Genomic DNA, 24,487 nt, shown 5'->3' with positions numbered 1-24,487 from the left:
AATCATGAAATATTCATTAGGACCGGTGCTCTATTACTGGTCAAAAGAGACGCTGGAAGATTTTTACCAGCAGGCGGCGAGCAGTAGCGCCGATACGATTTATCTCGGTGAGTCCGTGTGCAGCAAGCGTCGTGCGACCAAAGTGGGCGACTGGCTGGATATGGCGAAAAACCTCGCGGGTAGCGGCAAGCAGGTGGTGCTGTCGACGCTGGCGCTGGTACAAGCTTCATCTGAGCTGGGCGAAATTAAGCGCTACGTAGAGAACGGCGATTTTCTGCTGGAAGCGAGCGATCTTGGCGTGGTGAATATGTGCGCCGAACGTAAGCTGCCGTTTGTCGCCGGACACGCGCTCAACTGCTATAACGCAGTGACGCTGCGCCTGCTGCTTAAACAGGGGATGACGCGCTGGTGTATGCCGGTGGAGCTGTCCCGCGACTGGCTGGTCAACCTGCTGACTCAGTGTGAAGAGCTAGGCATCCGCGATCAGTTCGAAGTGGAAGTCCTGAGCTACGGGCATTTGCCGCTGGCCTACTCCGCGCGCTGCTTTACCGCCCGCTCGGAAGATCGCCCGAAGGACGAGTGCGAGACCTGCTGCATCAAGTATCCCAAAGGCCGCAACATGCTGTCGCAGGAGAATCAGCAGGTGTTTGTGCTCAACGGCATTCAAACCATGAGCGGTTATGTTTATAACCTCGGTAACGAACTGACGTCGATGCACGGCGTGGTGGATATGGTACGTCTGTCACCGTTGGATACTGATGTCTTTGCGATGCTGGATGCGTTTCGCGCCAACGAAAATGGCGCTGCACCACTGCCGCTGAAGGCGCACAGTGACTGTAACGGTTACTGGAAACGTGTGGCGGGGCTGGAGTTGCAAGCCTAAAAAAAGCTCACTTTGTTAACAACGGTTATTAAATTTTAATGCACTATTAAAAGATATGCCGTCGACAAAGTGAGCTGTTATGACTGATAAATCCATCCCATTTTCGGTGCTCGATCTGGCGCCGATCCCAGAAGGCTCCTCTGCACGAGAAGCCTTTTCTCACTCTCTGGATCTCGCACGTCTCGCTGAACAGCGCGGCTATCATCGCTACTGGCTGGCGGAACATCACAACATGGTTGGCATCGCCAGCGCAGCGACCTCTGTGCTGATTGGCTATCTGGCCGCGAATACCACCACCCTGCATCTCGGCTCGGGCGGCGTGATGCTGCCGAACCACTCCCCGCTGGTGATTGCCGAGCAGTTCGGCACGCTGAATACGCTCTACCCTGGCCGTATTGATTTGGGGCTTGGGCGTGCGCCGGGCAGCGATCAGCCAACAATGCGTGCGCTGCGCCGCCATATGAGCGGTGATATTGATAACTTCCCGCGCGATGTGGCGGAGCTGGTGGATTGGTTCGATGCCCGCGATCCAAATCCGCAGGTGCGTCCGGTCCCCGGTTATGGCGAAAAGATCCCGGTGTGGTTGTTAGGTTCAAGCCTCTACAGTGCACAGCTGGCGGCTCAGCTCGGCCTGCCGTTTGCGTTCGCCTCCCACTTTGCCCCGGATATGCTGCATCAGGCGCTGCACCTCTATCGCACGAATTTCAAACCGTCAGAAAGACTGGAGAAACCGCACGCGATGGTGTGTATCAATATCATCGTCGCCGACAGCAACCGCGATGCGGAATTCCTGTTTACCTCGATGCAGCAGGCCTTCGCCAAACTGCGCCGTGGAGAAAGCGGGCAACTGCCGCCGCCGGTGGAAAATATGCATCAGCTGTGGTCAGCATCGGAACAGTACGGCGTGCAGCAGGCACTGAGCATGTCTCTGGTGGGCGATAAAGCGAAAGTACGTCACGGGCTGGAGTCGGTGCTGCGCGAGACGCAGGCGGATGAGATTATGGTTAACGGACAGATTTTCGATCACCAGGCGCGTTTGCATTCGTTTGATTTAGCGATGCAGGTGAAAGAGGAGTTGTTGGGGTAGTGCTGTTTGTTGCCCTCACCCCGGCCCTCTCCCACAGGGAGAGGGAGAAGAACGTAGGCCCGGTAAGCGTAGCGCCACCGGGCGTTTTGTTTACTGATATACCGGCAATAAATCAAAGCTCGAAAGTACATGCACCAGCGCGTTGCCAACACCGAACACCAGAATCAGTGCAATCATCGGCTTGCCGCCCCAGACGCGGAATTTTGGGCTGCCGAAGCGTTTACGTGATTTACGCGCCAGCAGCGCCGGAACAATCGCCGCCCAGATGGTCGCAGCTAATCCCGCATACCCGATGGCATACAGAAAACCGTTCGGCCACAGCAGGCCACCAACAATTGGCGGCAGGAAGGTCAGCAGCGCGGTTTTCAGACGGCCCATTGCGGAATCATCGAAACCAAACAGATCCGCCAGATAGTCGAACAGGCCCAGCGTCACGCCGAGGAATGAACTCGCCACCGCAAAGTTCGAGAACACCACCAACAGCAGATCCAGACTGCGGCTGTTCAGCACGCCACTCAGCGCCTGTACCAGCACATCAATGTTCCCGCCCTTCTGAGCAATACCGATAAATTCAGGACGTGGGATGTTGCCCATCGTCCCCAGCAGCCAAATCACATACAGACCCAACGCCAGCAGCGTACCGTAAACCAGACAGCGAATAATCGTGCGCGGATCTTTGCCGTAGTATTTCATCAGGCTTGGAACGTTGCCGTGATAGCCAAACGACGCCAGGCAGAACGGTAGCGTCATCAGCAGGTACGGGGAGTACGACGCGTGGCTCTCGGCGACGTTAAACAACGTTTGTGGCGTGACGTGCCCAAGCAAGCTGCCGAAGGTCAGGAAAAAGGTGATGACCTTTGCGCCAAGAACGATAGCTGTCATGCGGCTCACCGCTTTGGTGCTCATCCAGACGATAAAAGCCACCGCCAGCGCGAAGACTAACCCTGCCATACGCGCCGGGACGTTCAGCGACATTTCAGAAAACGTATGGTGCAGAATTGAACCGCTCGCCGAGATGTAGGCGTAGGTCAGGATGTAGAGCACAAAAGCAATGGAGATGCCGTTCACCAGGTTCCAGCCTTTGCCCAGCAGATCTTTAGTGATGGTGTCGAAGCTCGACCCGATACGGTAGTTCAGGTTCGCTTCGAGGATCATCAGCCCGGAATGCAGCATACAGAACCAGGTAAACACTAGCGCAGCCAGCGACCAGAAGAACCACGCACCGGACATGACCACCGGCAGGGAAAACATCCCTGCACCGATTATCGTCCCGCCGATAATCACCACGCCGCCGAGCAGTGAAGGTGAAGTTTGTGTGGTGGTTAGTGTCGCCATACAGCCGTTTCTCCAGTTAAACATTTTGCTACTGCATTTTAATGTGTCGCACTGTACCAGTACGATAGTACAAATGAAATAAAAAAAGCCCCGATAATAATATCGGGGCTGTAATGATTACTTTACGCTATCAGGCGTGGCAATTACGCGTCACGACGACGGGAGGTGCCTTCTTCACGACGTGGGCCGCGATTTTCGCGACGCTCACCGCTGAAACGGCCTGCACCAGCAGGTGCTGCGCCATCACGACGAGGAGGACGGCTGCCTTCACGACGCTCACCACCACCGAAACGACGTTCGCCAGCTGGACGATCGCCTTCACGACGAGGACCACGGTCAGGACGCGGCTGGGCATCACCCATCAGCTGCATGTTCATCGGTTTGTTCAGGATGCGAGTGCGAGTAAAGTGCTGCAGAACTTCGCCCGGCATACCTTTTGGCAGTTCGATCGTAGAGTGAGTACCGAACAGCTTGATGTTACCGATGTAACGGCTGCTGATATCGCCTTCGTTAGCAATAGCGCCAACGATATGACGAACTTCAACACCATCATCACGGCCAACTTCAATGCGGTACAGTTCCATATCGCCAGCGTCACGACGCTCACGACGTGGACGGTCTTCGCCACTACGCTCTGGACGGTCACCACGTGGGCCACGGTCATTGCGATCGTTGCGGTCATTACCACGACGTTCGAAACGCTCATCACGCTCACGGAATTCACGCTTAGGACGCATCGGTGCATCAGGTGGCACGATCAGAGCACGTTCGCCCTGTGCCATTTTCAGCAGCGCTGCAGCCAGAGTTTCGATGTCCAGCTCTTCGCCTTCCGCAGTCGGCTGGATTTGCGCCAGCAGAGCACGGTACTGATCCAGATCGCTGCTTTCCAGCTGCTGCTGTACTTTCGCGGCGAATTTTTCCAGACGGCGTTTGCCCAGCAGGTCTGCGTTTGGCAGGTCTGCTTCTGGAATGGTCAGCTTCATAGTGCGTTCAATGTTACGCAGCAGACGACGCTCGCGGTTCTCAACGAACAGCAGGGCACGGCCAGCACGACCCGCACGACCGGTACGACCGATACGGTGAACGTAAGACTCGGAATCCATTGGGATGTCGTAGTTCACAACCAGGCTGATACGTTCTACGTCCAGACCACGTGCTGCCACGTCGGTTGCAATCAGGATATCCAGACGACCGTCTTTCAGACGCTCCAGAGTCTGCTCACGCAGGGACTGGTTCATGTCGCCATTCAGTGCAGCGCTGTTATAGCCGCTACGTTCCAGAGCTTCAGCCACTTCCAGGGTCGCATTTTTGGTACGAACGAAGATGATCGCCGCATCAAAATCTTCTGCTTCCAGGAAACGCACCAGCGCTTCGTTTTTACGCATTCCATGTACAGACCAGAAAGTCTGGCTGATGTCCGGGCGAGTGGTAACGCTGGACTGGATACGCACTTCCTGCGGATCCTTCATGAAACGACGGGTAATACGACGGATCGCTTCTGGCATAGTTGCAGAGAACAGAGCGGTCTGATGACCTTCTGGAATCTGAGCCATAATGGTTTCTACGTCTTCAATGAAGCCCATGCGCAGCATTTCGTCAGCTTCATCCAGAACCAGACCGCTCAGTTTAGAGAGATCCAGCGTACCGCGTTTCAGGTGATCCAGCAGACGGCCAGGTGTACCGACAACAATCTGTGGACCCTGACGCAGGGCGCGTAACTGCACGTCATAACGCTGGCCGCCGTAAAGGGCAACCACGTTCACGCCGCGCATGTGTTTAGAGAATTCAGTCATCGCTTCCGCAACCTGAACAGCCAGTTCACGGGTCGGAGCGAGCACGAGGATCTGCGGTGCACGCAGTTCCGGATCAATGTTGTGCAGCAGTGGCAGCGAGAACGCTGCGGTTTTACCGCTACCAGTCTGGGCCATGCCCAGCACGTCACGACCAGAGAGCAGATGCGGGATGCATTCAGCCTGGATCGGAGATGGTTTTTCGTAACCCAGATCGTTAAGGGCTTCAAGGATAGTGGCCTTCAGGCCCAGATCTGCAAAAGTGGTTTCGAATTCAGCCATGTAGTACAAGTGCCTCGATATTAATGGCGGCCAGTCTACATAACTCGTCGTGAAAATGATTAGCAATTTTCATTGAAAAGTGTGAACCGGCTCAAAGTAGGTGTATTGACGAACAACAACGCCCTCACCCGTTAAGATGATGGCAATCAAGAAAAATGATTACGGGCTGATGTGGTGTCGTCAGCTATTGCTGGTCCGATTCTGCCAGGTCGTCTTGCTCCTGGCCCAAGAGCGATAATTCCAACAATGCATAACGGTGCTCAACGAAGTTGTGTACGTTGTTAGCGACCGCTAATTTGAACAGTGCCGTAGCGCTGTCCTTATCCCCCAGACTTAGGTAGTACTTACCTAAATAGAAGTTGGTTTCACTGAGATGCTCAGCGAGCGAGGTGTTATCCGTTGCGTCCGCCTTGAGCCTATCCATCAGCGTTGCTTCGCTAATGTTGCCCAGGTAGAACTCGACAATGTTCCATCCCCATTGTTCCTTGTCCGATTTCTCGAAACGTTGCTTTAACGTCTCTTTCGCCTGCTTTTCATCGAGCTTCTGCTCGACAATGTAAAGCCACAGGACGCGGAAAGGATCATTAGGATCGTCATGATAAAACGCCAGCAGATCATCTTGCGCTAACTTATCACGACCGCCGTAATACAATGCGATACCGCGATTCAAGTGCGCGTAGTTGTAAGTTGGATCAAGCTCAAGTACAGAATCAAACGCTTCATAGGCAGCATCAAAATTGCCTGCCTGCGTTAAATATATGCCTAAGTAATTGAATACTTCAGGCATATCAGGTCGGATTGCCAACGCTTGTGAAAAATCATTTCGCGCTAGTGCCCTCAGACCGAGACTATCATACAACACTCCGCGCTCATATAAAAGCTGTGCGCGTTCATCATCGGTTAAAGCCCGACTGGCAAGAATTTGTTCCATGCGTGCCAGAATCACTTCCTGCTGCAAAGTCGGTTGCAATGGCACTGCGAGGACTTCGCTCTTACGCCAGGCAGAGTTGCTGCATCCTGCCAGCGTTAAAGCTGTCGCAACGAAACACCAGCGCAAAAAAGGCTTCATTTCCCACTCCCGAAGACAACTATTGGATGAACGTCCTGTCCCCCGGCTGCTAACAAGGCGTCCTGCCTGATAATACGCCCTCCGCCAGAGCGGAGGGCAAATGCAACCTTACTCGCCTTGTTCTGCGGCCGGTGCTTCCGGCGCGGCAGCAGGCTGAGACTGCTCGGTTGCTTCTTTAATGCTCAGACGGATACGGCCCTGGCGGTCAACTTCCAGAACTTTAACCGGTACTTCCTGGTTCATCTGCAGGTAATCGGTCACTTTCTCAACGCGCTTGTCAGCGATCTGAGAGATGTGAACCAGACCTTCTTTACCGCCACCGATGGCAACGAACGCGCCAAAGTCAACGATACGGGTCACTTTACCATTGTAGATACGACCCACTTCGATTTCTGCAGTGATCTCTTCGATACGACGAATAGCGAATTTCGCTTTTTCACCGTCGGTCGCAGCGATCTTCACAGTACCGTCATCTTCGATTTCGATGGTGGTGCCAGTTTCTTCGGTCAGAGCACGGATCACAGAACCGCCTTTACCGATCACGTCTTTGATTTTGTCCGGGCTGATCTTGATAGTGTGGATACGCGGTGCGAACTGAGAAATATCGCCACGCGGTGCGTTAATCGCCTGCTCCATCACGCCCAGGATGTGCAGACGCGCACCTTTAGCCTGGTTCAGTGCAACCTGCATGATCTCTTTGGTGATGCCTTCAATTTTGATATCCATCTGCAGAGCAGAGATACCTTCGCGGGAACCCGCAACTTTGAAGTCCATATCACCCAGGTGATCTTCGTCGCCCAGGATGTCAGAAAGAACAACAAAGTTGTCGCCTTCTTTCACCAGGCCCATTGCGATACCCGCAACAGCGGCTTTGATTGGCACGCCTGCATCCATCAGGGCCAGAGAAGCGCCACAAACGGAAGCCATAGAAGAAGAACCGTTAGATTCGGTGATTTCAGAAACCACACGAACGGTGTACGGGAATTTGTCAGCTTCCGGCATAACAGCCAGCACGCCGCGCTTCGCCAGACGACCGTGACCAATTTCACGACGCTTAGGTGAGCCAACCATACCGGTTTCGCCTACGGAGTACGGAGGGAAGTTATAGTGGAACAGGAAGCTGTCAGTGCGCTCGCCCATCAGTTCGTCGATGTTCTGCGCGTCACGTGCGGTACCCAGAGTTGCTGTTACCAGCGCCTGAGTTTCGCCACGGGTGAACAGTGCGGAACCGTGAGTACGTGGCAGAACGCCAGTACGCACATCCAGACCACGGATCATGTCTTTTTCACGGCCATCGATACGCGGTTCGCCAGCCAGAACGCGGCTACGTACGGCATTTTTCTCGATAGCGTGCAGGATTTCGCTCAGCTCGTTTGCGTCCAGGGATTCATCTTCTGCAACCAGCGTAGCGATGGTTTCAGATTTGATGACATCAATCTGAGCGTAACGCTCTTGTTTGTCAGTGATGCGGTATGCATCGCTCAGACGAGCTTCTGCCAGGGCAGCAACGCGCGCGTTCAGCGCTTCGTTCACGGCTTCTGGCTGCCAGTCCCAACGTGGTTTACCGGCTTCTTTCACCAGGTCGTTGATGTTCTGGATAACAATCTGCTGCTGTTCGTGGCCAAACACCACAGCGCCCAGCATCTGGTCTTCGCTCAGCAGTTCAGCTTCGGATTCAACCATCAGTACTGCAGCTTCGGTACCGGCAACAACCAGATCCAGCTTACTTTCTTTCAGCTCATCCTGAGTCGGGTTCAGTACATACTGGTCGTTGATGTAACCCACACGAGCAGAACCGATAGGACCGTTGAATGGAATGCCTGACAGGGACAGTGCAGCGGATGCACCGATCATCGCAACGATATCCGGGTTAACCTGTGGGTTAACGGAAACAACGGTCGCGATAACCTGAACTTCGTTAACGAAGCCTTCCGGGAACAGCGGACGAACCGGGCGGTCAATCAGACGCGCAATCAGGGTTTCGCCTTCGCTTGGACGGCCTTCACGACGGAAGAAGCCACCAGGGATTTTACCAGCAGCGTAGGTACGCTCCTGATAGTTAACGGTCAGAGGGAAGAAGTCCTGACCTGGTTTTGCTTTTTTCTGGCCAACAACGGTCACGAATACAGCAGTGTCATCCATGCTTACCATAACGGCAGCAGTAGCCTGACGTGCCATCATGCCGGTTTCCAGCGTGACGGTATGCTGACCATACTGGAATTTACGAACGATCGGATTCAGCAAAGTTCTGTCCTTTCTTAATGAATGACAGCACACCCACGGTGTGCTGTCGATTTAACCCGACCTTCTTCGCATCCTCGCGACTAATGACAACCGACACCCTCATGGGTGAAGCCTCTCATTAGCCGCGCGAACCTCTGCAATGAAGATCATTTATAGCAACAATACAATAGTTTCCAGTGAATTGCTGCCGTCTGGTTGAAAAAAGGGGCCATTAGGCCCCTTTTTCTGAAACTCGCAAGACTTAGCGACGCAGACCCAGACGCTCGATCAGCGCGGTGTAGCGTGCAACATCTTTACGTTTCAGGTAGTCGAGCAGTTTACGACGCTGAGAAACCATACGCAGCAGACCACGACGGCTGTGGTGATCTTTTTTGTGCTCTGCAAAGTGACCCTGCAGGTGGTTAATCTGTGCAGTCAGCAGGGCAACCTGAACTTCGGTAGAACCGCTGTCGTTAGTACCACGACCGAACTCGGAAACGATTTTAGCTTTAGCTTCAACGCTTAGAGACATGATGAACTCCAAAATATAAAGAATGAAAGGGTGCCGATCTCTAATTCAGCAACCCCAGTTTACGCCTCGCAGATTGTTAAACAATTCGCCAGGCGTTAAGCGGCGATATTCTACCCGTCTCCCCTGCTTATCGCAAGGCAAGTAAATGCCTTAAGCCGGATATTCAACCACCAGGCGACGCGGTGCGACGCGGCCTTCGTCGTCGATTTCACCCATTCCGATGAACTTGTTTTCTTCGCCTTCCGTCACACGAACCAGCCCGGTATGCGGGGTATCTGTCGTGCGAACCGGGTTACCGTTTTTAAAGTAAACGGATGACGTCAGGGGCAAATTCACGATCGGGAAATCAGAGGCCGGACTGTCCATCGGCATCAGCAGCGGATCGAGCAAATCAGCCGGGGAGATCCCCTGCTCTTCTGCCTGTTCGACCAGCGCACGAAGATGCTCAAGCGTCACCATACGTTCAACCGGATATTTACTGACCGCGAGACGACGCAGATAAATCACGTGCGCGCCACAGCCCAGCTTTTCACCGAGATCGTCAATGATAGTGCGAATATAGGTGCCTTTCGAACAGTGAACTTCCAGCTCCAGTTCGTCACCTTCATGGCGAATAAACAGCAGCTCGTAAACAGTAATCGGGCGTGCTTCACGTGGGACTTCAATCCCCTGTCGTGCATATTCGTACAGCTTCTTACCCTGATACTTCAGCGCCGAATACATGGATGGCACCTGTTGGGTATCACCACGAAAGCTTTCAAGCGCCGCCTGAAGCTGTTCTTCACTGAAGGTCACCGGACGCTCTTCGACAACTTGACCATCCGCATCGGAAGTATCCGTGCGCTGGCCAAGTTTAGCGATCACACGATAACGCTTATCGGAATCGAGCAGGTACTGAGAAAACTTGGTTGCCTCCCCCAGGCAAACCGGCAGCATACCGGTCGCCAGCGGGTCTAGCGCACCGGTATGACCGGCGCGGTTGGCATTATAAATGCGTTTTACTTTTTGCAGCACGTCGTTGCTGGATGCACCTTGTGGTTTATCCAGCAACAGCACGCCGTGCACGTCGCGACCGCGACGACGAGGACGGCTCATCAGTCCTCCTTGCTGTCTTCTTCCGGGTTCACACGACGCTCATCGTCATGTTTAACCACACTGGTCACCAGGTTGGACATCCGCATACCTTCTACCAGTGAGTTATCGTAGAAGAAGGTCAGCTCAGGCACGATGCGCAGACGCATGGCTTTGCCAAGCAAAGAACGAATGAAACCAGAGGCTTCCTGCAATGCTTTAATGCCGTTTTTAACAGCGGCTTCGTCTTTATCGTTCAGGAATGTGACGAACACTTTGGCATACGCCAGATCACGGGACATCTCAACACCCGAAACGGTGGTCATCATGCCCACGCGTGGGTCTTTAATTTCACGTTGCAGGATGAGAGCGATTTCTTTCTGCATCTCCTGAGCCACGCGCTGTGGGCGACCAAATTCTTTCGCCATAATAAATTCTCCAGACAAAAAAGGGGCCATAAGCCCCTTTTGATATTTCATGCCGGATGGCGCTTCGCTTACCCGGCTTACAATTTTTTTAATCCGCTGAAGGATTAAGCGATGCTACGCTGGATTTCGATGATTTCGAACACTTCGATCATATCGCCAACGCGAACGTCGTTGTAGTTCTTAACGCCGATACCACATTCCATGCCGTTACGGACTTCGTTAACGTCATCTTTGAAGCGGCGCAGGGATTCCAGCTCGCCTTCATAGATAACCACGTTGTCACGCAGAACGCGGATTGGGTTGTGACGTTTGATGAGACCTTCCGTCACCATACAACCTGCGATCGCACCGAATTTCGGTGATTTGAACACGTCACGAACTTCAGCCAGACCGATGATCTGCTGTTTCAGTTCTGGAGACAGCATGCCGCTCATCGCTGCTTTCACTTCGTCGATCAGATGATAGATGACGGAGTAGTAACGCAGATCCAGGCTTTCAGAATCGATAACTTTACGCGCAGAAGCATCAGCACGGACGTTGAAGCCAACCAGAATCGCGTTGGACGCCGCTGCCAGGGTTGCGTCGGTTTCGGTGATACCACCGACACCAGAACCGATGATCTTCACTTTCACTTCGTCGGTAGACAGTTTCAGTAAAGAGTCGGAGATTGCTTCCACAGAACCCTGAACGTCAGCTTTCAGTACGACGTTCACTTCGTGAACTTCGCCTTCAGTCATGTTAGCGAACATGTTCTCGAGTTTAGATTTCTGCTGACGAGCCAGTTTAACTTCACGGAATTTGCCCTGACGATACAGTGCAACTTCACGCGCTTTCTTCTCGTCACGAACAACGGTGACTTCATCACCGGCAGCCGGAACACCGGACAGACCCAGGATTTCCACTGGAATAGATGGACCTGCTTCCAGAACTTCCTGACCCAGTTCGTTGCGCATTGCACGAACGCGACCGTATTCGAAGCCACACAGTACGATATCGCCTTTGTTCAGGGTACCTTCACGGACCAGAACAGTCGCTACCGGACCACGACCTTTATCGAGGAAGGATTCGATTACCGCACCGCTTGCCATGCCTTTACGAACGGCTTTCAGCTCCAGAACTTCAGCCTGCAGCAGGATAGCGTTCAGCAGGTCATCAATACCGGTGCCTGCTTTTGCAGATACTGGGATGAACTGAGACTCACCGCCCCACTCTTCCGGCATAACGCCGTACTGAGACAGTTCGTTTTTAACGCGATCCATGTCAGCTTCTGGCTTATCGATCTTGTTCACAGCAACAACCACCGGCACCTGCGCCGCTTTCGCGTGCTGGATTGCTTCGATAGTCTGTGGCATCACGCCATCGTCAGCTGCAACAACCAGAACAACGATATCCGTTGCCTGAGCACCACGAGCACGCATAGAGGTAAACGCGGCGTGACCCGGGGTATCCAGGAAGGTGATCATACCGTTGTCAGTTTCAACGTGGTAAGCACCGATGTGCTGAGTAATGCCGCCCGCTTCGCCAGAGGCGACTTTCGTTGAACGAATGTAGTCCAGCAGAGAGGTTTTACCGTGGTCAACGTGACCCATGATGGTCACAACTGGAGCGCGGGATTCTGCCGCTGCGCCAGTATCACGGTCGCTCATGACCGCTTCTTCCAGTTCGTTTTCACGACGCAGGATAACTTTGTGGCCCATTTCTTCAGCAACCAGCTGAGCAGTTTCCTGGTCGATAACCTGGTTGATGGTCGCCATTGCGCCCAGTTTCATCATCGCTTTGATGACCTGAGAGCCTTTAACAGCCATTTTGTTCGCCAGGTCGCCCACGGTGATGGTTTCGCCAATCACAACGTCGCGGTTAACGGCCTGAGCAGGTTTCTGGAAGCCCTGCTGTAAAGAGGAACCTTTACGCTTGCCACCTTTACCACCGCGACCAGCGGCACGCGCTTCTTCACGGTCAGCTTTGGTTTCAGAGTGCTTATTACCTTTCTTCTGAGGACGCGCTGCTTTTGTCGTGCGAGTACGGCCACGGCCGCCTTCGACTTCGCGGTCATTCTCATCTTCGGCCTGGCGAGCATGCTGAGAAGTGGTGACGTGATAATCGCTCTTATCCTCTTCACCTTTCTCTTTTTCTTGCTCTGCCCAAACACCAGCATTTTCTTCCGCCATACGACGAGCTTCTTCAGCTACGCGACGCGCATCTTCTTCAAGCTTACGGCGCGCTTCTTCTTCCGCTTTACGCTTCAGATCTGCTGCTTCATTTTCACGACGGGCTTTTTCTGCCTGGGCGGTTTTGGTCATATCGTCAGTCTGTTGATTGCTCACTTTGTCTTTTTCCGCAGCGTCACGCTTTGCTTTATCACTGGCATCGCGTTTCGCTTTTTCTGCGGCCTCACGTTCAGCTTTTAATACTGCCTCACGCTTGGCTGTTTCTTCTGCCTCACGATGGGCCTGCTCTTCCGCTTCACGCTGCGCCTGCTCTTCCGCTGCAAGGCGCTCGGCCTCTTGCGGATCACGTTTTACAAAGGTGCGTGTCTTGCGGACTTCGATTTGTACCGATTTACTTTTTCCACCGGTACCAGGAACATTTAACGTGCTACGCGTTTTGCGCTGCAGCGTCAGTTTGTCAGGCGTTGAACCGTGTTCACGGTTCAGGTGCGCTAACAAGGTTTGTTTTTCTTGCGCAGTCACTGAGTCATCAGCCGCCTTTGGGATCCCTGCATCAGCAAATTGCTGTACCAGGCGGTCCACAGGGGTTTGAATCTCAGCAGCCAGCGATTTTACAGTTACATCAGTCATGCTGTTCCTTCCTGCTACAGTTTATTACGCTTCGTCGCCGAACCAGCAAATATTACGTGCGGCCATGATGAGTTCGCCGGCTTTCTCGTCGGTTAAACCTTCGATATCAGCCAGGTCATCAACGCCTTGCTCAGCGAGATCTTCCAGCGTACAAACACCACGGGCAGCCAGCTTGAACGCAATCGCACGATCAAGACCTTCCAGATTCAGCAGGTCATCAGCCGGCTTGTTATCGCCAAGGCTTTCTTCCTGAGCCAGCGCCAGGGTGGTCAGTGCGTTTTTAGCGCGTTCACGCAGGGCTTCAACGGTTGCTTCATCCAGACCGTCAATTTCCAGCAGTTCTTTCATTGGCACATAGGCCAGTTCTTCAAGCGAAGAGAAACCTTCTTCGACCAGAACAGTGGCGAAATCTTCGTCAATGTCCAGGTACTTAGTAAAGTTATCGATCGCTGCATGGGCTTCAGCCTGATGCTTCGCCTGCAGGTCATCAACCGTCATGACGTTCAGATCCCAACCGCTCAGTTGAGAAGCCAGACGTACGTTCTGACCGTTACGACCGATAGCCTGTGCCAGATTACCCGCTTCAACGGCGATATCCATTGTGTGCTTATCTTCGTCCACGACGATAGAAGACACATCAGCCGGAGCCATCGCGTTGATCACGAACTGCGCCGGGTTATCGTCCCACAGAACGATATCGATGCGTTCGCCGCCCAGCTCAGTAGAAACGGCCTGGACACGTGCGCCACGCATACCAACGCAAGCACCAACAGGGTCGATACGCTTGTCGTTAGTTTTTACCGCGATCTTAGCGCGAGAACCCGGATCGCGGGCCGCTGCTTTGATCTCGATAACTTCTTCACCGATTTCTGGCACCTCAATGCGGAACAGTTCGATCAGCATCTCTGGCTTAGAGCGAGTGACGAACAGTTGCGCACCGCGCGCTTCTGGACGCACTGCGTACAGAACACCGCGGATACGGTCGCCAGGGCGGAAGTTTTCACGCGGCAGCATATCTTCACGCAGGATAACGGCTTCAGCATTGCTGCCCAAATCCAGCGCGATGTTGTCGCGGTTAACTTTCTTCACCACACCGGTGATGATTTCACCTTCGTGTTCGCGGAACTGATCAACCACCATCGCGCGCTCAGCTTCACGTACTTTCTGTACGATAACCTGCTTAGCGGTTTGGGTAGTGATACGGTCGAAGGTGACAGATTCGATCTGATCTTCTACATATTCGCCAACGTTGAAGCTTTCGTCTTCATAACGAGCCGCTTCAAGCGTGATTTCTTTAGTCGGTTGGGTCACTTCTTCAACAATCACCCAACGGCGGAAGGTATCGAAGTCACCACTTTTACGATCGATTTCTACGCGAACATCGATCTCTTGTTCGTATTTTTTCTTGGTTGCTGTCGCCAGTGCACTTTCCAGCGCTTCGAAAATCTTCTCACGCGGCAGTGATTTCTCATTTGAGACGGCTTCAACAACAGCCAAAATTTCTTTGTTCATCGCGGGCTTTTCACCTCAATCCAGACTGTTAAAAGTGGGGAACCAGGTTCGCCTTCTGGATATTACTCAGCGCGAACACTTCATCTTTGCCTTCGACTGTTACCGTGATCATCTCACCATCAACGGCCTTAATAATGCCCTGCCATTTACGGCGGTTTTGCACAGCCATTCGCAGGACAACAGTCACTTCTTCACCGAGATACTTCGTGTAATGCTCAGCGGTGAACATTGGACGATGGAGACCAGGCGAGGAAACTTCCAGGTTATAGGCAACAGTAATAGGATCTTCAACGTCAAGAACCGCACTGACCTGGTGGCTGACATCAGCACAATCATCAACATTGATGCCATCTTCACTATCAATATAGATGCGCAGCGTGGATGTGCGGCTGCGAATAAATTCGATGCCGACCAGTTCGTAGCCCAGTGCTTCCACCGGTGCCGTAATCATCTCTGTTAATTTTTGCTCTAATGTGGACAAGCCCACCCCCAAGACATAAAAAAAGGGCCTAAAGCCCAGTTATTCTGTAGTCAGATAACAAAAAACCCCGATAAATCGGGGCTTTAGATAACTGAACCCTATAGCCGCAACTGCGGCCTGGAGCACTTTCTGAAAGAATTTTTTCAAATCCAGCTACGAAAGCTCTGAGCCTTCACAGTATATTTGAAAAAGAACTTTATAGGAAAGTGGTTGCGGGGGCCGGATTTGAACCGACGACCTTCGGGTTATGAGCCCGACGAGCTACCAGGCTGCTCCACCCCGCGCCTGAAACGTGGCAAATTTTACTCGTTTTGGGTAAAAAATGCAAATAATGCTGGGATTTGGTACCGAGGACGGGACGTAAAATCTGCAAGCATTATATTGGTTAGTGCATTCGGCTGTCAACCCTGGTTTCCATGCGCTACGCTGAATAGCGTTAAATGTTTGTGTGTGTTTGTCGTCTCACTCCGCAACGGGCAGCAGCAAAGGAATTTTTACAAAATATGCACGAATCCCTTCCGGTCATCGACAAAAGATGATTAAATGAAAACTCACTTATTTTGCATAACCATGCAATAAGAGCGAAAGCGGTCTCTTATCAGTCAATCAAGCAGGGTTTTATTTTATGACGACGATTCTCAAGCATCTTCCGGTAGGACAACGTATTGGCATCGCTTTTTCTGGCGGCCTGGATACCAGCGCTGCACTGCTGTGGATGCGCCAAAAGGGAGCGGTTCCTTATGCATATACTGCGAACCTGGGCCAACCGGATGAGGAAGATTATGATGCGATTCCTCGCCGTGCCATGGAATATGGCGCAGAGAACGCACGTCTGATTGACTGCCGTAAGCAGCTGGTTGCTGAAGGCATCGCGGCAATTCAGTGTGGTGCTTTCCATAACACCACCGGCGGTCTGACTTATTTCAACACCACGCCACTGGGGCGCGCGGTGACCGGTACGATGCTGGTTGCGGCAATGAAAGACGATGGCGTGAACATCTGGGGCGATGGCAGCACCTATAAAGGCAATGATATCGAGCGTTTCTACCGTTACGGTCTGCTGACTAATGCCGAACTGCAGATTTACAAACCGTGGCTGGACACCGATTTTATCGACGAACTGGGTGGCCGCCATGAAATGTCCGAGTTCATGATTGCCTGCGGTTTCGACTACAAGATGTCAGTTGAAAAAGCCTACTCCACCGACTCCAACATGCTGGGTGCAACCCACGAAGCGAAAGATCTGGAGTTCCTGAACTCCAGCGTGAAGATCGTGAACCCGATCATGGGCGTGAAGTTCTGGGATGAAAACGTCAAAATCCAGGCAGAAGAAGTGACGGTACGCTTTGAGCGCGGTCACCCTGTCGCCCTGAACGGCAAAAAATTCGCTGACGATGTGGAACTGATGCTCGAAGCCAATCGCATTGGTGGCCGTCATGGCTTAGGCATGAGCGATCAGATTGAAAACCGCATCATTGAAGCGAAAAGCCGTGGCATTTATGAAGCGCCGGGAATGGCTCTGCTGCATATCGCTTATGAGCGCCTGCTGACCGGTATCCACAACGAAGATACCATCGAGCAGTATCATTCACATGGTCGTCAGTTGGGTAAACTGCTGTATCAGGGACGTTGGTTTGATCCGCAGGCATTGATGTTGCGTGATGCGCTGCAACGCTGGGTGGCGAGCGCGATCACCGGCGAAGTGACGCTGGAACTGCGCCGTGGTAACGACTATTCCATCCTCAACACCGTCTCAGACAACCTGACCTATAAAGCAGAGCGTCTGACTATGGAGAAAGGTGACTCTGTATTCTCTCCTGACGATCGTATCGGTCAGTTAACCATGCGTAATCTGGATATTACCGATACTCGTGAGAAGCTGTTCAACTACATCGAAACTGGCCTGCTCTCTGCCTCTTCCGGCAATGGCCTGCCACAGGTTGAAAACCTGGAACACAGCGATAAGAAGTAATCGTTCAGAAGAAATGCAAAAGGCGCCTGATGGCGCCTTTTTTGTTGTCTGTTGCAGTTTGCAGTCATCGTAGGCCCGGTGGCGCTGCGCTTACCGGGCCTACTAAAACACTAAAAGCAAAAGATACAGACGAAAAAAAAGACGTCTTTCGACGTCTTTCTTCTGGAATATTGGTACCGAGGATGGGACTCGAACCCACAAGCCCGTTAGGGCACTACCACCTCAAGGTAGCGTGTCTACCAATTCCACCACCTCGGTACTGAAATACTTAGTGCGGGATATCGCTGGTCGGCTTAGCCGGTTCAGCTGGCTGAGTCTGCTCAGTTTTAGACGGAGCACTCAGATTGTCCCACTCGCTTCCTTTGCTGGTCTTGTTGCTGTTGATATTACCAAGCGCCAGACTGATGATGAAGAACAGCGTAGCCAGAATCGCAGTTGTACGGGTCATGAAGTTCGCAGAACCACTTGAGCCAAACAGCGTACCGGAAGCGCCTGCTCCGAAGGAGGCTCCCATATCAGCGCCTTTACCTTGCTGCAGCATAATCAGCGCTACGAGAGCGATGGCTACAATAAGGAAAACAACTAAAAGAGCTTCGTACATAATCAACCTGTTCCTTGCGGATTTGCCGCATACCAATGCTTCGACCAATTTAGCGGGATTTGTGTTTCCCACTGAAGCGGGTGTGAATACTAACCAAAGCGAATGGCCTTCGCAAGGGCAATTTCAGCGCATTGTATCAACTGCGGAAAAAAACAGCAAAAGCGCTTTCATCGAACAAAATAGAGGCGGCAAGCGCCGCCTTTTTAAACACTTACTGCGAAAAGTTATGCAGATTTTACCGCATCAGCAATTCGGTGAGCGAACTCAGTGACCTGTGTCTCGTCTTCACCTTCGACCATCACGCGGATTAAAGGCTCAGTACCCGATTTTCGCAACAGAACACGGCCGCGATTGCCCAATGCCGCTTCCACTTCCGCCATCACCGCCTTCACGTTTTCTGTTTCCAGCGGATCGCCACTTCCTGCGGTAAAGCGCACATTGACCAGAATCTGCGGGAACATTTTCATGCCACTGCACAGGTCGTGCAGGCTCATATGGTTACGCACCATCGCAGCAACAACCTGAAGGCTGGCCACAATACCGTCACCGGTGGTGGTTTTGTCGAGCAGGATCACATGACCGGAATTTTCAGCGCCAATGCGCCAGCCTTTTTCCTGCAGTTTTTCCAGCACATAGCGGTCGCCGACTTTCGCACGGGCAAACGGAATACCCAACTGTTTCAGCGCGAGCTCCAGTCCCATATTACTCATCAGTGTGCCCACTGCACCGCCGCGAAGCTGCCCCTGGCGCAGTCCTTCACGAGCAATGATATAGAGGATCTGATCGCCATCGACCTTATTGCCTTCATGATCGACCATGATGACGCGGTCGCCATCGCCGTCATACGCAATACCCAGATCGGCTTTTTCTGCAAGCACGCGGGCCTGCAGCGCACGAACGTCGGTTGCACCGACCTCTTCATTAATGTTCAGGCCATCAGGTTCGCAGCCGATCGTAATGACTTTGGCACCCAGTTCGCGGAATACATTCGGTGCGATATGGTAGGTCGCGCCATTGGCACAATCGACCACAATTTTCAGATGGCTCAGACTCAGCTCGTTCGGGAACGTGCCTTTACAGAATTCAATATAACGGCCTGCAGCATCGACAATACGGCTGGCTTTACCTAACTCGGATGAGTCAACGCAGGTCAGCTCTTTTTCCATTTCCGCTTCGATGGCTTCTTCGACTTCGTCCGGCAGTTTGGTGCCATCGATAGAGAAGAATTTGATGCCATTATCGTAGAACGGGTTGTGGGAAGCAGAGATAACAATACCGGCTTCAGCGCGGAAAGTACGCGTAAGGTACGCGACAGCAGGCGTTGGCATTGGACCCGTAAACGAAGCAGAAAGCCCGGCGGCTGAGAGCCCCGCTTCTAACGCGGACTCCAGCATGTAGCCAGAAATACGGGTGTCTTTACCGATGATAATTTTACGTGAACCGTGACGCGCCAGCACTTTGCCTGCAGCCCAACCCAGCTTGAGCACAAATTCAGGCGTAATAGGCGCATCACCCACGCGTCCACGGATACCATCGGTGCCAAAATATTTACGATTACTCATAGCGTTTGTTTTCCTTCGCTGACAATGTGGCTTCGACCACACGCATAGCTTCTACAGTCTCTTTGACGTCATGGACGCGAATAATGTGAGCCCCTTGCATGGCCGCGATCACCGCACAGGCAAGACTGCCGCTTAGACGTTCGTTCGGGCCCACATTCAACAACTGACCGACCATCGTTTTACGCGACATCCCGACCAGCAGAGGCAGGCCAAAATGGTGGAACTCCGATAAGCGCGCAAGCAGCTCATAGTTATGGGAGAGATTTTTACCGAAACCGAATCCTGGGTCGAGCAGCAATTTCTCTTTTGCGATACCGGCACGCTCACAGCGCGCGATTTGCTCAATAAAGTAGCGATTTACGTCCGCGTAAACATCAGAATACTTTGGTGCTTCCTGCATTGTCTTTGGCTGGCCCTGCATGTGCATCAGGCAAACCGGCAAACCCGTTTCTGCGGCAGCTTCCAGCGCGCCCGGCTCAGACAGCGAACGGATATCATTGATAATGTGAGCGCCCACTCTCGCTGACTCACGAATGACTTCCGGTTTAGACGTGTCGACTGAAATCCAGACTTCAAAACGTTGAGCGATAGCCTCGACCACGGGGATTACGCGCGACAACTCTTCATCCACACTCACATCAGCCGCACCGGGGCGCGTCGATTCGCCGCCGATATCAACAATCGTTGCACCTGCATTGATCATCAGATTGGCATGCTTCACCGCTTCAATCAGTGTGTTATGCGTGCCGCCATCAGAGAAGGAGTCAGGGGTAACGTTCAGGATGCCCATCACATGAGGATGTGAGAGATCGAGAGTCGTGTCCTGGGCGAAAAGTTTCATGGCTTACTCCCTGGTATTTTGAGTTATGCAGATATGAAAAACCCCGGAGCAAGCTCCAGGGTTTCAGGTAAAGATAAACACATCTTCAGCGGTGACTTATTTGTCGCCGAGCTGTTCTGACATGGTATTGCCCGGATTTGGCGTACGCGGTTCATCGACCGGACGCGGTGCACGCGGGGTGCCATTGCTGTCAGAGTTGCTGCTGCCGCCGTTGTTGTCTTCCCAGCCAGCTGGCGGGCGAACATCACGACGAGCCATCAGATCATCAATCTGCGGTGCATCGATGGTTTCATACTTCATCAATGCATCTTTCATGGTGTGCAGAATGTCCAGGTTTTCATTCAGGAGCTGACGTGCACGAGCGTAGTTACGTTCAATCAGCAGCTTCACTTCCTGGTCGATGATACGCGCAGTTTCATCGGACATGTGTTTCGCTTTCGCCACAGAGCGGCCCAGGAACACTTCACCTTCCTCTTCCGCGTACAGCAGCGGACCGAGTTTTTCAGAGAAGCCCCATTGGGTCACCATGTTACGCGCCAGGTTTGTCGCAACTTTAATGTCGTTGGACGCACCGGTAGAAACATGTTCTGCACCGTAGATAATTTCTTCAGCCAGACGGCCGCCGTACAGCGTTGAAATCTGACTTTCCAGCTTCTGACGGCTGGCGCTAATCGCATCGCCTTCTGGCAGGAAGAACGTCACACCCAATGCGCGACCGCGTGGAATAATGGTCACTTTATGCACCGGATCGTGCTCTGGCACAAGACGACCAATAATCGCGTGGCCTGCTTCGTGGTATGCCGTGGACTCTTTTTGCGCTTCCGTCATCACCATGGAGCGACGTTCCGCACCCATCATGATTTTGTCTTTCGCTTTTTCGAATTCCACCATCGATACAACGCGTTTGTTTCCACGAGCGGCAAACAGCGCTGCTTCGTTTACCAGGTTTGCAAGGTCTGCACCGGAGAAGCCTGGAGTACCACGGGCGATGATAGCGGCATCAATGTCCGGAGACAGCGGCACGCGACGCATGTGGACTTTCAGAATCTGTTCACGACCGCGAACATCCGGCAGACCAACCACAACCTGGCGGTCGAAACGGCCTGGACGCAGCAATGCCGGGTCAAGTACGTCAGGACGGTTAGTCGCAGCAATAACGATGATACCTTCGTTACCTTCAAAGCCATCCATCTCAACCAGCATCTGGTTCAGAGTCTGTTCGCGTTCATCGTGACCACCGCCCAGACCCGCGCCACGCTGGCGGCCTACGGCATCGATTTCATCGATGAAGATAATGCACGGCGCTGCCTTCTTAGCCTGCTCGAACATGTCACGCACACGAGATGCACCAACACCCACGAACATTTCAACGAAGTCAGAACCTGAAATGGTAAAGAACGGGACTTTCGCTTCACCCGCGATGGCTTTCGCCAGCAGGGTTTTACCGGTACCCGGAGGACCAACCATCAGAACGCCTTTCGGGATCTTACCGCCCAGTTTCTGGAAACGGCTCGGCTCACGCAGGTATTCAACCAGTTCGGCCACTTCTTCTTTCGCTTCGTCACAACCTGCGACGTCGGCAAAAGTGGTTTTGATCTGATCTTCCGTCAGCATACGCGCCTTGCTCTTACCGAACGACATGGCACCTTTGCCACCGCCGCCCTGCATTTGACGCATGAAGAAGATCCAGACACCGATAAGCAGCAGCATCGGGAACCAGGAAATGAAGATTGAAGCCAGCAGGCTCGGCTCTTCAGGCGGCTCACCTACCACCTTGACGTTTTTGGTCAGAAGGTTGTCAAGCAGCTTAGGATCGTTCACCGGGATGTAAGTCGTGTAACGGTTACTATCTTTCTTGGTAACGTTGATCTCACGTCCGTTGATACGCGCTTCGCGAACCTGGTCCTGATTGACCTCTTGCAGGAAGGTAGAATAATCCACCTTGCGGCCATTCGACTCGCTGGGCCCAAAGCTCTGGAACACTGACATCAGCACAACGGCAATGACCAGCCAGAGTATTAGGTTTTTCGCCATGTCACTCAAGGGATTAACCTCATATTACAACTGTGTTAAAAACAGCGTCAGGAGACTCTCTATCCAGTGTCTTTCGAACGTTCGTCCGAAGTCAGCCGGTTATCATTTCCGCCCGGTCGCTACAATATACACTTCACGTGAACGAGCACGGGAAGAGTCCGGCTTACGAACTTTCACCTTCGCAAACAGGGAGCGAATTTCCTTAAGATACTCCTCGAAACCTTCGCCCTGGAACACCTTCACTACAAAACTACCACCAGGCGCTAGAACATCACGACACATTTCTAACGCAAGTTCAACCAGATACATGGAACGGGGAATATCCACCGCCGGTGTTCCGCACATATTTGGCGCCATATCGGACATGACAACCTGAACTTTACTATCACCTACACGTTCGAGTAATGCTTTCAGAACTAATTCATCACGAAAATCGCCCTGAAGGAAGTCAACACCGACAATCGGATCCATAGGTAAAAGATCGAGTGCGATGATTCGCCCCTGTCCGCCAATTTGCGTAACAGCATACTGGGACCATCCGCCAGGTGCAGCACCGAGGTCAACTATCGTCATTCCCGGTTTAAAGAGTTTGTCACTTTGCTGTATTTCATCAAGTTTAAACCAGGCACGGGAACGTAACCCCTTTTTCTGTGCCTGAAGAACATATTTATCGCTAAAGTGTTCCTGGAGCCAGCGGCTGGAGCTGGCAGAACGCTTTTTACCTGTCATTTAACTTTCCGTCCTGGTTCATCGTAACCTGCCTTCGACGTAAATTTCTACGCAGCTATTTGGCGATATAAGGGAGATGGCGGTAGAATGAACCGTTTTCAATCCCAACGTAAGCAAAAATATACGATGAATCTGAGTACTAAACAAAAACAGCACCTTAAAGGTCTGGCACATCCACTCAAGCCTGTAGTCATGCTTGGCAATAATGGTTTGACCGAAGGGGTGCTTGCCGAGATCGAACAAGCGCTGGAGCACCACGAGCTGATTAAGGTGAAAATTGCCTCTGAAGACAGAGACACTAAAACCCTGATCGTGGAAGCTATCGTGCGCAATACTGGTGCCTGTAACGTACAGGTTATCGGTAAAACGCTGGTGCTCTATCGTCCGTCTAAAGAGCGTAAAATCTCGCTGCCACGCTAAGAATATCCCGAATCGAACACTTTTTCAGTGTAAAACGAGGGATTTCCTTTAGCAGGTGAGCAAAATGCCATGCTCTGAGAGTTGATAAAAGGCCGCTATGCGGCCTTTTTCCTTTCTTTACAATGTATCAACAACTGCGTGCAGATGCGAATTACAGATACTCAACCTTAAGAATTTCGTATTCCACTTCGCCACCTGGCGTGCGGATAACAACCACATCATCCTGCTCTTTGCCAATCAGGCCACGTGCAATCGGTGAGTTAACGGAGATGAGGTTCTGTTTAAAGTCAGCCTCATCATCGCCCACAATACGGTATGCCTGCTCTTCGTCATTATCGAGGTTAAGCACCTTCACGGTGGAACCAAAGATCACGCGACCATTGTTCGGGATTTTAGTGATATCGATAACCTGCGCGTTAGACAGTTTCGCTTCGATATCTTTAATACGGCCTTCGCAGAAGCCTTGCTGTTCGCGCGCGGCGTGATACTCCGCATTCTCTTTCAGGTCACCGTGTTCGCGTGCATCCGCGATAGCAGCGATGATTTCAGGACGGCGAACAGATTTCAGAAAATCCAGTTCTTCGCGCAGTTTTTCAGCACCACGTAAGGTCATCGGAATAGCTTGCATTTGTTATACCTCTTAAACATTCCTGTTGGGAGCGACGTACTCACTCCGACTTCCGGCCTCGCAGGCGTCAAAGCCTGTCACAGGTCGGGAGCAAAAGAAAACTGACCCGGAAGCAAAGTTCCAGGTCAGCAGCAATTTTTCAATTTGATGCGCATTTTACCGCGAAGTTCACTATGGGTCATCGTTTACTTTACAGGGCGTTGCACCGT

General features: G+C 52.4%; 21 protein-coding genes and 2 tRNA genes. 4 read left to right on the top strand and 19 right to left on the bottom strand.

What is annotated here, in order from left to right; genetic code table 11:
• The first annotated feature begins 4 nt into the window (after nucleotides 1–4).
• On the top strand, nucleotides 5–883 hold the full coding sequence (locus C3708_RS03410) for a U32 family peptidase (protein ID WP_103948845.1): 879 nt from the start codon (nucleotides 5–7) through the stop codon (nucleotides 881–883).
• A gap of 79 nt (nucleotides 884–962) precedes the next feature.
• Nucleotides 963–1,970, top strand: a complete 1,008-nt coding sequence (locus tag C3708_RS03405) for a luciferase-like monooxygenase (RefSeq protein WP_103948844.1) — start codon at nucleotides 963–965, stop codon at nucleotides 1,968–1,970.
• Between the two features lie 90 nt (nucleotides 1,971–2,060).
• Here C3708_RS03405 and mtr read toward each other — a convergent pair whose 3' ends face one another.
• The 12 genes from mtr to C3708_RS03345 form a co-directional block, all read right to left on the bottom strand.
• Nucleotides 2,061–3,305, bottom strand: coding sequence for a tryptophan permease (gene mtr / locus C3708_RS03400; RefSeq protein ID WP_103948843.1), 1,245 nt, complete (start codon nucleotides 3,303–3,305; stop codon nucleotides 2,061–2,063).
• A gap of 143 nt (nucleotides 3,306–3,448) precedes the next feature.
• A complete protein-coding gene (locus tag C3708_RS03395) occupies nucleotides 3,449–5,377 on the bottom strand; it encodes a DEAD/DEAH family ATP-dependent RNA helicase (protein ID WP_095283549.1) in 1,929 nt (642 codons plus the stop codon).
• Entirely contained in the window at nucleotides 5,370–5,450 is an 81-nt protein-coding gene (gene yrbN / locus C3708_RS03390; RefSeq protein WP_097919743.1) for a protein YrbN, read from the bottom strand. The genes C3708_RS03395 and yrbN overlap by 8 nt, the downstream gene beginning before the upstream one ends.
• Nucleotides 5,451–5,561: 111 nt before the next feature.
• Nucleotides 5,562–6,446 carry a lipoprotein NlpI gene (gene nlpI, locus C3708_RS03385; RefSeq protein ID WP_095283550.1) on the bottom strand — a complete coding sequence of 295 codons (885 nt, stop codon included), beginning with the start codon at nucleotides 6,444–6,446 and terminating at the stop codon, nucleotides 5,562–5,564.
• A 108-nt stretch (nucleotides 6,447–6,554) separates the two neighbouring features.
• Nucleotides 6,555–8,690 carry a polyribonucleotide nucleotidyltransferase gene (pnp, locus tag C3708_RS03380; RefSeq protein WP_095283551.1) on the bottom strand — a complete coding sequence of 712 codons (2,136 nt, stop codon included), beginning with the start codon at nucleotides 8,688–8,690 and terminating at the stop codon, nucleotides 6,555–6,557.
• Between the two features lie 241 nt (nucleotides 8,691–8,931).
• On the bottom strand, nucleotides 8,932–9,201 hold the full coding sequence (rpsO, locus tag C3708_RS03375; protein ID WP_003861789.1) for a 30S ribosomal protein S15: 270 nt from the start codon (nucleotides 9,199–9,201) through the stop codon (nucleotides 8,932–8,934).
• A 150-nt stretch (nucleotides 9,202–9,351) separates the two neighbouring features.
• Nucleotides 9,352–10,296, bottom strand: coding sequence for a tRNA pseudouridine(55) synthase TruB (gene truB / locus C3708_RS03370; RefSeq protein WP_103947043.1), 945 nt, complete (start codon nucleotides 10,294–10,296; stop codon nucleotides 9,352–9,354).
• Nucleotides 10,296–10,700 (bottom strand): 30S ribosome-binding factor RbfA, encoded by a 405-nt coding sequence (gene rbfA / locus C3708_RS03365; protein ID WP_095283553.1) that lies wholly within the window; start codon nucleotides 10,698–10,700, stop codon nucleotides 10,296–10,298. The genes truB and rbfA overlap by 1 nt, the downstream gene beginning before the upstream one ends.
• A gap of 104 nt (nucleotides 10,701–10,804) precedes the next feature.
• Complete coding sequence (gene infB, locus C3708_RS03360) at nucleotides 10,805–13,498, bottom strand: translation initiation factor IF-2 (protein ID WP_095283554.1); 2,694 nt, start codon at nucleotides 13,496–13,498, stop codon at nucleotides 10,805–10,807.
• 24 nt (nucleotides 13,499–13,522) lie between these two features.
• Nucleotides 13,523–15,010 (bottom strand): transcription termination factor NusA, encoded by a 1,488-nt coding sequence (gene nusA, locus C3708_RS03355; protein ID WP_095283555.1) that lies wholly within the window; start codon nucleotides 15,008–15,010, stop codon nucleotides 13,523–13,525.
• A 28-nt stretch (nucleotides 15,011–15,038) separates the two neighbouring features.
• The gene (gene rimP / locus C3708_RS03350) at nucleotides 15,039–15,491 is read right to left on the bottom strand and encodes a ribosome maturation factor RimP (protein ID WP_146052591.1); all 453 of its coding nucleotides are present in this window, start codon (nucleotides 15,489–15,491) and stop codon (nucleotides 15,039–15,041) included.
• A 207-nt stretch (nucleotides 15,492–15,698) separates the two neighbouring features.
• Nucleotides 15,699–15,775 (bottom strand) — tRNA-Met (locus C3708_RS03345).
• Between the two features lie 341 nt (nucleotides 15,776–16,116).
• Here C3708_RS03345 and argG point away from each other — a divergent pair.
• On the top strand, nucleotides 16,117–17,463 hold the full coding sequence (argG, locus tag C3708_RS03340; protein ID WP_095283557.1) for an argininosuccinate synthase: 1,347 nt from the start codon (nucleotides 16,117–16,119) through the stop codon (nucleotides 17,461–17,463).
• A 171-nt stretch (nucleotides 17,464–17,634) separates the two neighbouring features.
• On the opposite strand, the gene C3708_RS03335 is transcribed toward argG, so the two are convergent.
• The 6 genes from C3708_RS03335 to rlmE form a co-directional block, all read right to left on the bottom strand.
• A tRNA-Leu gene (locus tag C3708_RS03335) sits at nucleotides 17,635–17,721 on the bottom strand.
• 10 nt (nucleotides 17,722–17,731) lie between these two features.
• Nucleotides 17,732–18,064: a preprotein translocase subunit SecG gene (gene secG / locus C3708_RS03330; protein WP_095283558.1), complete on the bottom strand. Its 333-nt coding sequence runs from the start codon at nucleotides 18,062–18,064 to the stop codon at nucleotides 17,732–17,734.
• A 224-nt stretch (nucleotides 18,065–18,288) separates the two neighbouring features.
• On the bottom strand, nucleotides 18,289–19,626 hold the full coding sequence (gene glmM / locus C3708_RS03320) for a phosphoglucosamine mutase (protein ID WP_103947045.1): 1,338 nt from the start codon (nucleotides 19,624–19,626) through the stop codon (nucleotides 18,289–18,291).
• A complete protein-coding gene (gene folP / locus C3708_RS03315) occupies nucleotides 19,619–20,467 on the bottom strand; it encodes a dihydropteroate synthase (protein WP_103948842.1) in 849 nt (282 codons plus the stop codon). Before folP ends, glmM begins: the two co-directional genes overlap by 8 nt.
• A 96-nt stretch (nucleotides 20,468–20,563) precedes the next feature.
• Nucleotides 20,564–22,501 carry an ATP-dependent zinc metalloprotease FtsH gene (ftsH, locus tag C3708_RS03310; RefSeq protein ID WP_095283561.1) on the bottom strand — a complete coding sequence of 646 codons (1,938 nt, stop codon included), beginning with the start codon at nucleotides 22,499–22,501 and terminating at the stop codon, nucleotides 20,564–20,566.
• Between the two features lie 102 nt (nucleotides 22,502–22,603).
• Complete coding sequence (gene rlmE, locus C3708_RS03305; protein ID WP_095283562.1) at nucleotides 22,604–23,230, bottom strand: 23S rRNA (uridine(2552)-2'-O)-methyltransferase RlmE; 627 nt, start codon at nucleotides 23,228–23,230, stop codon at nucleotides 22,604–22,606.
• 126 nt (nucleotides 23,231–23,356) lie between these two features.
• Between rlmE and yhbY the strand changes: the two genes are divergently transcribed.
• Nucleotides 23,357–23,650 carry a ribosome assembly RNA-binding protein YhbY gene (gene yhbY / locus C3708_RS03295; protein WP_095283563.1) on the top strand — a complete coding sequence of 98 codons (294 nt, stop codon included), beginning with the start codon at nucleotides 23,357–23,359 and terminating at the stop codon, nucleotides 23,648–23,650.
• 151 nt (nucleotides 23,651–23,801) lie between these two features.
• Here yhbY and greA read toward each other — a convergent pair whose 3' ends face one another.
• The gene (greA, locus tag C3708_RS03290) at nucleotides 23,802–24,278 is read right to left on the bottom strand and encodes a transcription elongation factor GreA (RefSeq protein WP_095283564.1); all 477 of its coding nucleotides are present in this window, start codon (nucleotides 24,276–24,278) and stop codon (nucleotides 23,802–23,804) included.
• Nucleotides 24,279–24,487: the final 209 nt, after the last annotated feature.

It is taken from the genome of Lelliottia sp. 7254-16 (assembly GCF_002922995.1).
Taxonomy (GTDB): Bacteria; Pseudomonadota; Gammaproteobacteria; order Enterobacterales; family Enterobacteriaceae; genus Enterobacter; species Enterobacter jeotgali.
Note: the sequence above shows the minus strand (reverse complement) of the source record. Positions and strands in the feature narration are given on the sequence as shown.

What these genes read in the sequence shown, in the direction of transcription:
- nlpI (WP_095283550.1), bottom strand. Translation starts at nt 6,446, where the DNA reads ATGAAGCCTTTTTTGCGCTGGTGTTTCGTTGCGACAGCTTTAACGCTG.
- secG (WP_095283558.1), bottom strand. Translation starts at nt 18,064, where the DNA reads ATGTACGAAGCTCTTTTAGTTGTTTTCCTTATTGTAGCCATCGCTCTC.
- glmM (WP_103947045.1), bottom strand. Translation starts at nt 19,626, where the DNA reads ATGAGTAATCGTAAATATTTTGGCACCGATGGTATCCGTGGACGCGTG.
- C3708_RS03410 (WP_103948845.1), top strand. Translation starts at nt 5, where the DNA reads ATGAAATATTCATTAGGACCGGTGCTCTATTACTGGTCAAAAGAGACG.
- argG (WP_095283557.1), top strand. Translation starts at nt 16,117, where the DNA reads ATGACGACGATTCTCAAGCATCTTCCGGTAGGACAACGTATTGGCATC.
- ftsH (WP_095283561.1), bottom strand. Translation starts at nt 22,501, where the DNA reads ATGGCGAAAAACCTAATACTCTGGCTGGTCATTGCCGTTGTGCTGATG.
- truB (WP_103947043.1), bottom strand. Translation starts at nt 10,296, where the DNA reads ATGAGCCGTCCTCGTCGTCGCGGTCGCGACGTGCACGGCGTGCTGTTG.
- yhbY (WP_095283563.1), top strand. Translation starts at nt 23,357, where the DNA reads ATGAATCTGAGTACTAAACAAAAACAGCACCTTAAAGGTCTGGCACAT.
- nusA (WP_095283555.1), bottom strand. Translation starts at nt 15,010, where the DNA reads ATGAACAAAGAAATTTTGGCTGTTGTTGAAGCCGTCTCAAATGAGAAA.
- rpsO (WP_003861789.1), bottom strand. Translation starts at nt 9,201, where the DNA reads ATGTCTCTAAGCGTTGAAGCTAAAGCTAAAATCGTTTCCGAGTTCGGT.
- folP (WP_103948842.1), bottom strand. Translation starts at nt 20,467, where the DNA reads ATGAAACTTTTCGCCCAGGACACGACTCTCGATCTCTCACATCCTCAT.
- yrbN (WP_097919743.1), bottom strand. Translation starts at nt 5,450, where the DNA reads ATGAAAATTGCTAATCATTTTCACGACGAGTTATGTAGACTGGCCGCC.
- C3708_RS03405 (WP_103948844.1), top strand. Translation starts at nt 963, where the DNA reads ATGACTGATAAATCCATCCCATTTTCGGTGCTCGATCTGGCGCCGATC.
- rbfA (WP_095283553.1), bottom strand. Translation starts at nt 10,700, where the DNA reads ATGGCGAAAGAATTTGGTCGCCCACAGCGCGTGGCTCAGGAGATGCAG.
- rlmE (WP_095283562.1), bottom strand. Translation starts at nt 23,230, where the DNA reads ATGACAGGTAAAAAGCGTTCTGCCAGCTCCAGCCGCTGGCTCCAGGAA.
- C3708_RS03395 (WP_095283549.1), bottom strand. Translation starts at nt 5,377, where the DNA reads ATGGCTGAATTCGAAACCACTTTTGCAGATCTGGGCCTGAAGGCCACT.
- infB (WP_095283554.1), bottom strand. Translation starts at nt 13,498, where the DNA reads ATGACTGATGTAACTGTAAAATCGCTGGCTGCTGAGATTCAAACCCCT.
- greA (WP_095283564.1), bottom strand. Translation starts at nt 24,278, where the DNA reads ATGCAAGCTATTCCGATGACCTTACGTGGTGCTGAAAAACTGCGCGAA.
- mtr (WP_103948843.1), bottom strand. Translation starts at nt 3,305, where the DNA reads ATGGCGACACTAACCACCACACAAACTTCACCTTCACTGCTCGGCGGC.